The 11,694-nt window shown below is 50.4% G+C and carries 12 protein-coding genes; 8 read left to right on the plus strand and 4 right to left on the minus strand.

Annotated features, from left to right (window positions below; genetic code table 11):
- Window positions 1-104 precede the first annotated feature (104 nt).
- Complete coding sequence (locus tag ACS5NO_RS12335) at window positions 105-1,310, plus strand: FG-GAP repeat domain-containing protein (RefSeq protein ID WP_439415426.1); 1,206 nt, start codon at window positions 105-107, stop codon at window positions 1,308-1,310.
- An 80-nt stretch (window positions 1,311-1,390) separates the two neighbouring features.
- Here ACS5NO_RS12335 and ACS5NO_RS12340 read toward each other — a convergent pair whose 3' ends face one another.
- Window positions 1,391-2,413: a S1C family serine protease gene (locus ACS5NO_RS12340; protein ID WP_439415427.1), complete on the minus strand. Its 1,023-nt coding sequence runs from the start codon at window positions 2,411-2,413 to the stop codon at window positions 1,391-1,393.
- Window positions 2,414-2,545: 132 nt separating this feature from the next.
- On the opposite strand from ACS5NO_RS12340, the gene ACS5NO_RS12345 reads away from it, so the two are divergent.
- The 3 genes from ACS5NO_RS12345 (at window position 2,546) to ACS5NO_RS12355 (ending at window position 5,669) form a co-directional block, all read left to right on the plus strand.
- The gene (locus ACS5NO_RS12345; RefSeq protein ID WP_439415428.1) at window positions 2,546-2,722 is read left to right on the plus strand and encodes a hypothetical protein; all 177 of its coding nucleotides are present in this window, start codon (window positions 2,546-2,548) and stop codon (window positions 2,720-2,722) included.
- An 82-nt stretch (window positions 2,723-2,804) separates the two neighbouring features.
- Window positions 2,805-3,947 carry a UDP-galactopyranose mutase gene (gene glf, locus ACS5NO_RS12350; RefSeq protein ID WP_439415429.1) on the plus strand — a complete coding sequence of 381 codons (1,143 nt, stop codon included), beginning with the start codon at window positions 2,805-2,807 and terminating at the stop codon, window positions 3,945-3,947.
- A 174-nt stretch (window positions 3,948-4,121) separates the two neighbouring features.
- Window positions 4,122-5,669 carry a capsule assembly Wzi family protein gene (locus tag ACS5NO_RS12355; protein WP_439415430.1) on the plus strand — a complete coding sequence of 516 codons (1,548 nt, stop codon included), beginning with the start codon at window positions 4,122-4,124 and terminating at the stop codon, window positions 5,667-5,669.
- On the opposite strand, the gene ACS5NO_RS12360 is transcribed toward ACS5NO_RS12355, so the two are convergent.
- The 3 genes from ACS5NO_RS12360 to folP form a co-directional block, all read right to left on the minus strand.
- Window positions 5,655-5,870 (minus strand): hypothetical protein, encoded by a 216-nt coding sequence (locus tag ACS5NO_RS12360; protein WP_439415431.1) that lies wholly within the window; start codon window positions 5,868-5,870, stop codon window positions 5,655-5,657. The two genes, ACS5NO_RS12355 and ACS5NO_RS12360, sit on opposite strands and share 15 nt — an antisense overlap.
- 257 nt (window positions 5,871-6,127) lie before the next feature.
- Window positions 6,128-6,958 carry a diadenylate cyclase CdaA gene (gene cdaA / locus ACS5NO_RS12365; RefSeq protein ID WP_138994144.1) on the minus strand — a complete coding sequence of 277 codons (831 nt, stop codon included), beginning with the start codon at window positions 6,956-6,958 and terminating at the stop codon, window positions 6,128-6,130.
- Between the two features lie 42 nt (window positions 6,959-7,000).
- On the minus strand, window positions 7,001-7,849 hold the full coding sequence (folP, locus tag ACS5NO_RS12370) for a dihydropteroate synthase (protein WP_439415432.1): 849 nt from the start codon (window positions 7,847-7,849) through the stop codon (window positions 7,001-7,003).
- A 90-nt stretch (window positions 7,850-7,939) separates the two neighbouring features.
- Between folP and ACS5NO_RS12375 the strand changes: the two genes are divergently transcribed.
- The 4 genes from ACS5NO_RS12375 (at window position 7,940) to ACS5NO_RS12390 (ending at window position 11,658) form a co-directional block, all read left to right on the plus strand.
- Entirely contained in the window at window positions 7,940-8,497 is a 558-nt protein-coding gene (locus ACS5NO_RS12375; protein WP_439415433.1) for a DUF1599 domain-containing protein, read from the plus strand.
- Entirely contained in the window at window positions 8,494-9,642 is a 1,149-nt protein-coding gene (locus tag ACS5NO_RS12380) for a BT_3928 family protein (protein WP_439415434.1), read from the plus strand. Before ACS5NO_RS12375 ends, ACS5NO_RS12380 begins: the two co-directional genes overlap by 4 nt.
- 25 nt (window positions 9,643-9,667) lie before the next feature.
- Window positions 9,668-10,177: a shikimate kinase gene (locus tag ACS5NO_RS12385; protein ID WP_439415435.1), complete on the plus strand. Its 510-nt coding sequence runs from the start codon at window positions 9,668-9,670 to the stop codon at window positions 10,175-10,177.
- Window positions 10,178-10,308: 131 nt separating this feature from the next.
- Entirely contained in the window at window positions 10,309-11,658 is a 1,350-nt protein-coding gene (locus ACS5NO_RS12390; RefSeq protein WP_439415436.1) for a TolC family protein, read from the plus strand.
- Window positions 11,659-11,694: the final 36 nt, after the last annotated feature.

Below are 11,694 nucleotides of genomic sequence, written 5' to 3' on the forward strand. Positions count from 1 at the left end.
CAGGATTTGCCGGTCAGGCGAAGAAACCGAGTAGAATTGAACAAAAAACCGCTTGTTTGCTTACTACGGTAGTAGAGCATCGTATTTCAACCGCGATAAAAATGATGAGTATAGCGATTACAACGGCGTCGTTTACCAGAAAAAGCTGGCTTCTGACCAGTTGTCTGGCGCTGGGCATTCTGACCGGCCATGCCCAGAAAGGAACCGAGCTTCAGTTCAAAAAAAGCGTACTGACCACCGATTTCATTGCCGAGGGTGCCACCATCGGAGATGTCAACAAAGATGGGAAAAAAGATGTCATGGCCGGAGCTTACTGGTTTGAAGCCCCCAACTGGACGCCCCACGAGCTGGCCAAACCGGAAAAATTCTCGTACAGCACGGGCTACAGTAACTCCTTTCTGAACTTCGCGCTGGACGTTAACAAAGACGGCTGGGTGGACATGATTCGGATCGATTTCCCCGGTAAATCGGCGGTTTGGCACGAAAATCCGAAAAACCAGCCCGGTTTCTGGAAGGTTCATCCCATCCACTCCTCGGTGGGCAACGAGTCGCCCCTGTTTGTGGACGTTGATGGCAATGGCCGGGCCGACATCATTTGCAACGACCCGACGGCCAAGGAAATCATCTGGTTGCGGTCACCCGACAACAATTTTACGGATGAATGGGAGCGGTTTGTGATCAGCAAGGGCGAAAATACGCCCGGAACGCACATGTATACCCACGGGTTGGGCTTCGGCGACGTCAATGGCGACAAAAAAATGGACGTCGTGATCCATACCGGCTGGTGGGAAGGACAGACCGATCCGAAGCGTTCCAACTGGACGTTCCATCCCGCTAAACTGGGTGAAGAGTGCGCGCAGATGTACATCACGGACGTGAACGGCGATGGTTTGAACGATGTCATCAGTTCATCGGCTCATAAATACGGCATCTGGTGGCACGAACAGGGGAAAGATGGAGAAGGAAATCCCACCTGGACGACGCATGAAATTCACAAGACCATCTCCCAGACGCACAACCTGGCGCTGGTCGATATGAATGGTGACAAAAAGCCCGATCTGGTAACCGGGAAACGGTATTATGCCCACAATAAAACGGACAATGATCCGGGACGGGAAGAACCGGCGGTTTTATACTGGTTTGAGTTCAAACCCGGTAAAAACCCCTCCTGGATTCCACACGAGATCGACAACAACTCCGGCGCAGGTCTACACGTTGTCGTGGAAGATATGAACGGTGACCGATTGCCGGACATCGCCGTGGGTAATAAAAAAGGCGTTCACGTTTTCGAGCAACTTAAAAAGAAATAGCCCATCATAAAAACCCGGTCCGGAATCCTGTATAGCTTTGTCGCTGGTCGGGATTCCGGACCGGGTTTTTAATGCCTGCTTTACTTGATTTCGCCCGGAATTACTGTGACGCTCTGGCGGAAGTTTTCCCGCAAAACCGCCATCGGAATGCGTTGACCGATGGTTTCTTCCGTCAAAAGTTTGTGAAGATCATCGACGGAAGTAACGGCCTGCCGGTTGAATTCAACAATAATGTCGCCCTGCTGCAATTCGCTGTTGTACGAAACGCCGTCCGCTTCGGTGCTCACGACAATCACCCCGGTTTTGGCATTCAGGTGGTTGTATTGTTTAATGCGTTCGGTCAGGTTGATGAGTTGACCAGAAATTCCAAGGTACCCGCGACGAACCCGCCCGTGCATGATCAGTTTTCCGGCTACCAGGGCAGCCAGATTGGACGAAACCGCAAAACAGATTCCCTGCGCGGGCAGAATCACGGCGGTGTTGACGCCGATAACATCCCCCTGCGAATTGACCAGCGGACCGCCCGAGTTGCCCGGATTCAGGGCCGCGTCGGTCTGAATCACGTCATCGATCAGCCGACCGGATTCCGACCGGAGCGTCCGACCCAGCGCGCTGACAACGCCCGCCGTAACCGAATACTGAAAACCGTATGGATTGCCGACCGCAATGGCAATTTGCCCCACCTGCACCTGTTTGGAATCGGCGAAGCGAATGGCCTTGAGTCCCTCGCCGTAAATTTTGATAACCGCAATGTCGGTGGCCGGGTCGCGGCCAATGAGGGTGGCTTCAAAATCCCGGCCATCGGGCAGGGCAACTTCAATTTTGGTCGCGCCAGCTACCACGTGGTTGTTGGTAATGACGTAACCATCTGACGATATAAGGAAACCTGAACCCGTTCCACCATCCGCCTGGCCACGCCCCCGGACGGGTTGTGGCCCTTCTTTGGCCCGACCGCTTACTTTGATCTGAACCACCGACTGACTGACTTTTTTTGCTACATTTACTACTGTGTTGGAGTAGGCATCGAGCAGCGGAGCATCCTGTTCGGTGATGCCTCCGGGGATCGAGGCTGATCCGGTATCTGATATGCGTTTTAATTGCATGGCTGGATTAATTTAGTTGTAAATGCAACTTTCAAACCCTGTACCAATTCCGGGTAAACACGGCTGTGCGTCAAATTGGCAGTCTGCCCGGTTTTGTCTCATATCTCATTTCTAACATCTTTCATGTCCGCCATGACTTTTGAAGAATACCTGAGTAGCAAGAAGATTGACGAAAAGCAATTCAAACAGCAGGAGCCCGCGCGGTATGCCACCTGGAAATCGGAGTTTGATCAACAGCATCCGGAAAGCTTTACTACCCAGAAAAAGTTTCTCATCAATACGGTTCGGCGCAAGTATTTGGTACGTTAAATAAGGAAAACCGTCCTGCAACGGTTGATTGGAGAAAAATCACTACTTTTAACCTCGTAAAAACCACCCTTTTTGTCTGTTTATGCAGCATTACGATTTTGCAATTGTTGGAGCCGGATATGCCGGTAGTGTGTTGGCCGAACGCCTGGCCAGCCAATCCGGAAAGAAAGTTCTGGTTCTCGACAAGCGCCCCCACATCGGCGGAAACGCCTACGATTATTACAACGAAGACGGTATTTTAATCCACCTCTACGGCCCGCATATTTTCCACACCAATTCGCCGGAAGTGTTTGGTTATCTGTCTAATTTCACGGAATGGCGTCCGTATGAACACCGGGTACTGGCATCGGTCGAGGGCCAGTTGCTACCCATTCCGATCAACCTGGATACCGTCAATAAACTCTACGGCAAGAACTTTACGTCCGAAGAACTCGGTGAATACTTCAAAACCGTCGGTGAGCCCGTCGAGGATATCAAAACGTCGGAGGATGTGGTGGTGAGTCAGGTAGGACGCGATCTGTACGAGAAGTTTTTCAAGTATTACACCAAAAAGCAATGGGGGGTTTACCCCTCCGAACTCGATAAATCCGTGACGTCCCGGATTCCGACCCGGACCAATCAGGACGACCGGTATTTCTCGGATCAATTTCAGTCGATGCCACTACACGGTTTTACGAAGATGTTCGAAAAAATGGTCGATCATCCGAATATTACGCTGATGCTGGCGACGGACTTTAAAGACGTTAAAGACAGTTTGTCATACGATCAGTTGATTTATACCGGCCCGGTCGACGAATATTTCGACCATTGTTTCGGTAAACTCCCGTATCGCTCCCTCCAATTTGAGCACAAAACCCTCAATGAAGAGTGGCACCAGCCGGTGGCCGTGGTCAACTACCCGAACGACAATGCCTATACCCGCATCACGGAATACAAGCATTTGACGGGCCAGGAACACCCGACCAAAACCAGCATCACCTTCGAGTACCCCCAATCGGAGGGCGATCCGTATTACCCGGTGCCGATGCCGGAAAATGCCGAACTTTATCGGAAATATAAGCAACTGGCTGATCAACAGCAGAATGTGTATTTCGTGGGGCGTTTGGGAACGTACCGCTATTACAACATGGATCAGGTCGTTGCGCAGGCGTTGACCCTGTATAAGAAACTGGTAGGAGCCGATTCGCTGGCAGAAGTTGCCGCAGGTAAAGCACCTACGAAATAAAAGAAATACAACCCCAATCGGAAACCATTTCCGGTTTTGCAGGCTTCCTGTGGGAGCGGCAAAGCTGGAAGTGGTTTTTTTATTTTTATTTGAAAATGTTAGTCCGATAACAATTACTTCTGAATAGAAACAGCGTCTAAAGTAAACCGGTGGGTTTATTTTTCACGATGCTGTATGAGGATACATTTTCTGATCACGTTTAGTCTCTTTTTTAAGGCATCCTCTGTTTTTAGCCAGGATTCTTCGCGTATTGAAAACGGTATCAGAAAACCGCCCATCCGACTGTTTGCCGAGCTGGGCGCATCCGGTAGTTCTGCACACCGAACGCCCTTTTGGTTTCACACCAACCAATCCGGAATTGTTCCGAACACGGCACCGTTCCTGACAGCACGCGCCGGCATCCAGGCCGAGTATACCGGTAAAAACCCTAAGACAGCCTGGGGGTATGGTTTTGAAGGAGTTGGTATTGTCGCGGCAAAATCGGCCTTGCTGGTTCCCGAAGCGTATGTCAAAGGGAAATGGAGAGCTTTTGAACTCCTCATCGGACGGCGTCGGGAAACCATTGGGCTGGCGGATTCTACGGTCGTCGGTTCGGGCTCATACAGTTGGTCGGGGAATGCCCTGCCGATGCCTAAAATCCAGCTTTCGCTGGCAGACTATACACCCATCGGTTTTACCAAAGGTCTGATCGCATTCCGGGGATTGTATGCCCACGGCTGGTTTGACAACAAGGGACCTGTGACGCATTCATATCTCCATCAAAAGGCCCTTTACGGTCGAATTGGAAAACCGAACTGGCCGGTCCGGTTCTATGGCGGGCTGAATCATCAGGTGCAATGGGCTGGTCGAAGTACGGTTATTACCGGGGACGATGTGATCAAAAACGGGCGATTCCCCACCGGTTTTACCAATTATCTGAATGCCATTACCGGCCTTTCGCTGGCTGCCCAAGGCGATGCTGTCGATACCACCGAATACAGTAAAAACGACCGGGGGAACCGGGTGGGAAACCACCTCGGCACCGTCGACGTGGGTCTGGAAATCATCCGGAAATCATTTACGCTGCTGTTTTATCGCCAGAGCATCTACGAAGACGGATCGCTTTATTATTTGACCAACCTGGCCGACGGTCTAAACGGATTGCGCTTTCGGAATGAAAAACCGCCAACCAAAAACTGGCAAATTCAGACGGCCGTTGTCGAGTTTTTGTTTACCAAAAGCCAGGGGGGCTCTGTATTCAGTACAGAAAATAAAAAACGGGGTTCTGATAATTATTTCAATCACGGTCAATACATCGACGGCTGGTCTTATGGTGGACGGACCATTGGAACGCCTTTTATTACTCCCGCTTTAGATGCCAAGCCGGACCTGCCGCGTTCCTATAAAGAACAACTCCTTTTCTTTACGAACAACAACCGCGTGCGGGTGATACACCTGGGGGTGGTGGGTAGCTTCCGGTCGACTTATATTTTTCAGTTAAAAGGGTCGCTGAGTGATAATTATGGAACGTACACCCAGCCATTTCCTGTAAGAGCCCGTCAGTTTTCGTCGCTGATTTCCGTCAGCTTTCCGGTCACCTGGCTGGAAGGTACTCAGGCCACTGTTTTGATGGCCAGTGACCTGGGGAAGCTTTACACCAACAGCACGGGTATTTACGTCTGCCTGCGGAAAAGCTGGCAGGCTCATTCGCTAAAACACCGCCAGCCATTAGCCCCGGAGTAGCTGATGCAGGTCGATTTGATCTAAATAAGGCTCAAAAGGATGCTGGCTTCTTGATTTCCGCCGATTCTGGCTACGGAGCGAGAAAACATGCTGTAGTTCATGGTTGCCTTCGTAATACGGACTCTTACTAAAATACGCTTCAACGAAAAAATCGCCGACGGCATACAAACGAACCGTAAACGGAGGAGAGGAGCGATTCATCAGGTGATGACCGTAACGCCAAAGTAAATCTGCTTTCTTGGGTAGCGGGAGCTGGTTATATTCAATTCGAGTTAACATAAGTTGCAGTTGATGATTTGATTCGTCGTATTTACGATGCAGTTTACGTCCCCGGATTTATAATTGTATGCAAAAGCACCCAATAAAATAGCCAAAGTTAGCTAGCGGTTTTTTAAGTATTCGTATTTTTTAGTTCGTTGATTGGTAGTTAATTAAAATAAAATATGAGTAACATTTGATTATTCCACGGAAGCGTCTTTTCCGTTCTCCCGTCGCTTGACGCGATTCAGGTCGATCAGATACTGCTGGAGCTTTTCTTCCAGTTCGGCGGAGGCAATGTTGGGGTACAGTTCGCCGTCGATGGCCAGAGAAATACGACCGGTCTCTTCGGAGATGGCGATGGCTGCGGCATCCGTCACTTCACTAATACCGAGGGCAGCCCGGTGGCGGAACCCCGTTGTTGTCGGGATTTCGTCATTTTCAGAAATGGGCAAAATACATCGCGCGGCCCGAATCCGGTCTTCGGAAATGACGACGGCTCCGTCGCGCAGCGGGCTGTACTGTCCGGCGATGGAAAGCAGCAGTCGCTTCGAAACCAACGCATCCAGCCCGTCGCCGGTTTGAATGAATTTGTCCAGATCGTCATTTTTGGCAATGACGATCAACCCGCCGGTAAATTCCGACGACATGGATTTGCAGGCATCGATGATCGGTTTCAGGGGCGTCGTGGGTTCGGTCACCGAAGGCTGGCGAAACCACCGCATCACAAACCGGCTGTTGGCAATGTTGGTCGATTTGCCAATGATGAGCAAAAACCGCCGGATTTCCTGCTGAAAAATGATAATCAAAGCCAGCGCCCCAACGCTGATGAAATACCCCAAAATGGTGGTCAACAACTCCAGCCCAATGGCTTTCGCCACCAGATAGAGCAAATAGACGAGCAGATAACCCAGAAAAATCCGGCTTGCTATGGTGCCTTTGACCAGAAAATAAATCTGGTAGAGCAGGAAGGCCAGCAACAGAACGTCCAGCACATCAAACCATTCGATATCGAGAAAACCAATTTTCATACTTAATTGTCTAAATGTTCAGGTGCGTACAGGTTGTCATTGCTAGTAAGCTGGCTGACAGCTTGTAACCAGTGTAATGGCTTCCATTGCTTCCCGTACGTCATGGACCCGTAAAATGTCGGCACCTTTGGTCAGGGCCAGCGTATTCAAAACCGTTGTTCCGTTCAACGCATCCTCGGGCTGAATGTTCAATGTGCGCCAGATGGTCGATTTGCGCGACAGTCCAGCCAGCACCGGCGCGTCGAACGTCTGAAACGCTTCCAACTGGTTCAGAAGCTGGAAATTCTGCTGCGGTGTTTTGGCGAATCCAAAACCGGGATCGATCAGCACGTCTTTCTGCCCCAGGGCCCGCAACGTCGCCAGTTGTTGCTGCAACTCAAACAGAACATCCGGCACCAGATCGTTGTAAAACGTGTATCGGGTCATCGTCTGCGGGGTTCCGCGCATGTGCATCAGGACGTACGGAACGCCCAACCCGGCGACGGTTTCGAACATCTGCAAATCCAGGGTGCCCCCCGAAACATCGTTGATCAGTACCGCACCCGCTTCAACCGCCTGCCGTGCGACCGAGGAGCGAAAGGTATCCACCGAAATCCACACATCCGGAATGTGACGGACCAGGGCTTCGATAATGGGTAAAACCCGGTTTATTTCTTCTTCTTCGCTAATATCTGCCGCACCCGGGCGGGTCGAATAACCGCCAATATCGAGCAGGGAAGCCCCTTCGGAACGCATGATGCCTGCCCGCTCAACCGCCTGATCGACAGAGAGAATGCGGCTACCGGCGTAGAACGAATCGGCGTTGATGTTCAGGATTCCCATGACGATGGGTGTGGTCAGGTCCAGAACATTTCCCCGGAGATTGAGCGTTTTTTTCTTAACTTTCGGCATGAAATTAGTGGGTAGTCATCGGTTGCCTTTCTTCAGTCATCTGTAGAAAACGAGTGGCTCCTGGAGACTGATAACTGAAGATTCCAACGTATGTTGCAAACCGAAGCTCAATATCGGCAAGTCATTCAACTCTGCAAAGAGGTTTTCCAGAAAAAGAATAAAGACTACGGTACGGCCTGGCGCATTCTTCGACTGCCCTCCATCACGGACCAGATTTACATCAAAGCGCAACGGATTCGGACTTTACAGGAACTCCAGACGCAGCGCGTCGCGGAAGGGGTGATCCCGGAATTTATGGGCATCATCAACTACTGCGTCATGGCTCTGATTCAACTGGAGCTGGCCGACAGCGACCAGATGGAGGTTCCGGTGGACGAACTCATGGCATTATATGACCGGCAGGTGAGTAATGTCATGGCGTTGTTGTTTGCCAAAAACCACGATTACGGCGAAGCCTGGCGGGAAATGCGGGTCAGCTCGATGACCGATATTATCCTGATGAAACTGCTTCGCACGAAACAAATTGAAGACAACCAGGGACAAACCCTTATTTCGGAAGGTGTCGACGCGAACTACATGGACATGATTAATTATGCCGTGTTCTGTTTGATAAAATTAGATGTAGTAGAAAACTCTGTACCTCGATGAACACCAGTAAAGTCCGGACCACACCCATTCGAAAAACCGCGCTCTGGCAGCGTATTCTGGCCCAAACCGCCCGTTTCATTGTGGGAGCCATCTTTATTTTTTCGGGATTGATCAAGATCAACGACCCGGTTGGCACCCAGATTAAATTCACCGAATATTTCGAAGTTTTTGCGCTCGACGTGCCGTCGCTGGCGGGCTTTTTTCACGGTCTGATTCCTTTCACGCTTATTCTGTCGGTCATATTCTGTGCCGCCGAAGTGGTGCTGGGGGTAGCCCTGCTGCTGTCCTACCGGATTAAGCTGACCTCCTGGGTGCTGCTGGCCCTGATTGTGTTTTTTACGTTTCTGACTTTTTATTCAGCCTATTTCAATAAAGTAACCGATTGCGGATGCTTTGGTGATGCCATTAAGCTAAAACCGTGGACCTCGTTCAGCAAAGACATTTTCCTCCTGGTGCTGATTCTGGTCATTATCTGGCAACGGAAGGTATTCCGCAACACGCCCACCGGTTTTCTGGTCGGGATGGCCACCGTGGTTTCAATCGGGATTGGCGTTTTTGCCATTCAACATTTACCTCCGCTCGATTTACTACCCTATGCCGTCGGAAAAAGCATTCCGACCCAGATGCAACCCTCGGAACCGTTGCGGTTTTCGTATAAAATGGAGAAAGACGGGAAGGAAGTGGAACTGGAAAAATACCCCACCGACACGACGTACAAATTCAAGGAAATGGTTTTGCTGAACGAATCGGCCAAGCCCAAAATCACTGATTACCGGGTCTGGAACGACGAAGGTGACTTTACACAGGCCACCTTTGAAGGCACTAAACTCATGCTGATTATCCGGGAACTGGACGATCTGAGCATTGGCGACATGCCTGCCATCCGGAAATTAATGAAAGGTGTTGAGGAAAAAAACGTGATGCCGATGATTCTGACGTCGGTAAGTGATAAGGAAATCAACGATTTCCGGCACGAATACCAGCTTTCCGTCCCGGTTTATAAAGCCGATGCGACGGTTTTGAAAACCATCGTTCGCTCCAACCCCGGGTTGTGGCTGATCAGTGGCGGGGTAGTAAAAGGCAAGTGGCACCATTCCGATACGCCAACGCCCGGGGAAGCCCTGGCGCTGTTGACTAAAAACTAAGTGATTGCCCGGCAGGGCGTTTTCAATGAAAAATATCTTTTTGGTCGGAATGCCGTCGTCGGGAAAAAGCACCCTCGGAAAACGGCTGGCCCGGCATTTAGCCTACCGGTTCGTCGATACGGATAAACTGGTTGTTCGGGAAGAAAAAGGACGGAGTATCAACGCCATTTTCCGCAGCGACGGAGAATCCTATTTTCGGGAAGTCGAAAGCCGGGTTTTGCACACGATTCAGCCCAACAGCCGGCTGGTCGTGGCAACGGGGGGCGGAATGCCCTGTTTTCACGAGAATATGGCTTTTATCAAAGCGAATGGATTCAGTATTTTTCTGGATGTTCCGCCGGAACACCTGCTCGACCGCATGTTACGGCACGCTCAGGACGACCGTCCGCTTTTCAGCCGACAGGACCCTACCTTACTCGAAAATTTGCGTCAGAAATATAACGACCGCCGGATTTATTATACCCAGGCAGATTTAATTGTTCCCGGAGAAATCGCTGTAGAAGAACTAAGTAACCAGATTGAAGGGTATTTATAAACTTAACAGGCAACGGGCGGTTCAATAATCTTTTCCGGTTCCAGGAACCATTTAAAACCGTCAATGTGTATTCTATACAGTTTGCACTGCCCCAGTGCGGTTTTAAATGGTAAAATGCGCCGTATATTGATATGATCGTAGCGAAAAAGTACCTGATTGCCTGCCTGCTTTGTTTTGGGACTTATCTTTCGTATTCGCAACCATCCACTGATTCTACATTACAACAGGCTACGCTGGAAAGCTGTATTCAGTATGCCCTGCAGCATCAGCCGGTTATCAAGCAATCTGAACTGGATCAGTTGATCGCCGAGCGAACAATTCGCAGTGCGTTGTCAAGCTGGTTGCCGCAGATTTCAGGGAATTACAGCCTGCAGCGGTATCTCAAATTGCCCGTTTCACTTTTCCCTAATTTCAGTAATCCAACCTCTCCCGAACGGGTTCCCGTCACCGTGGGCGTTGCCAATCTCTCGAACATCCAGTTTTCTCTCAGCCAGAATCTCTTTAACCGGGATGTGTTGCTGGCCAGCCGCACCGCCGATACCTACCGTGATCAGGCCCGCCAGAATCTGATCAATAACAAGATCGATGTAACCGTCAACGTCAGCAAAGCCTTTTACGATCTGATCCTGACCCAAAAGCAGGTGGATATTCTGGACGGTGACATTGTTCGGCTGGAGCGGAGTTTGCAGGACGCCACGAATCAGTACAAGAGCGGTTTGGTAGATCGGACGGACTACAAACGGGCGGCCATTGCGCTGAACAATTCACGGGCGCAGCGCAAACAGGCGCAGGAACAAATCGGCGGGAAAGCCCAGCTTTTGAAGCAGTTGATGGGTTATCCGCCCAACGGCGATTTAAAAGTGACTTACGATACGCTGCAACTCGCCAATGAAGTCTACATCGACACAACTCAACTGATCAAACCCGAAAGCCGGATTGAGTTTCAATTGCTGCGGACCCAGCAGGAGTTGCTGAAAGCCAACGTATTGTATAACCGTTGGGCGTATCTGCCGTCGGTTTCGGCCTCGGCCAACTACAATTTCGTGTTTCAGAACAGCGAGTTTGCCCAGTTGTACAGCCGAAATTTCCCGAATTCACTCATCGGACTGACCATCGCCCTGCCGATTTTCCAGGGTGGTCGACGGGTGCAGGAATCCCGGATTGCCGAATTGCAGCTTCAGCGTTCCCAGTGGGATCTGACCAATCTCTCAAACACCGTCACCACGGAATATCGACAGGCGATGGCGAATTACAAAGGTAATCTGGCCAATTACCGGGCGTTGCAGGAAAACCTCGATCTGGCCAACGACGTCTACCGGGTGATTCAGTTGCAATACCGTTCGGGCGTTCGGGCCTATCTGGATGTGATCATCGCCCAAAACGATCTTCGAACCACCCAACTGACATATTTCAATGCTTTGTATCAGGTATTGGTCAGTAAACTGGATGTTCAGCGGGCGTTGGGCACGGTGCCGAATTAGTAATCAGAAAATATGAAACGCAGTCTTTATCTATCA

Source organism: Larkinella fluvii (genome assembly GCF_051857545.1).
Lineage (GTDB): Bacteria > Bacteroidota > Bacteroidia > Cytophagales > Spirosomataceae > Larkinella.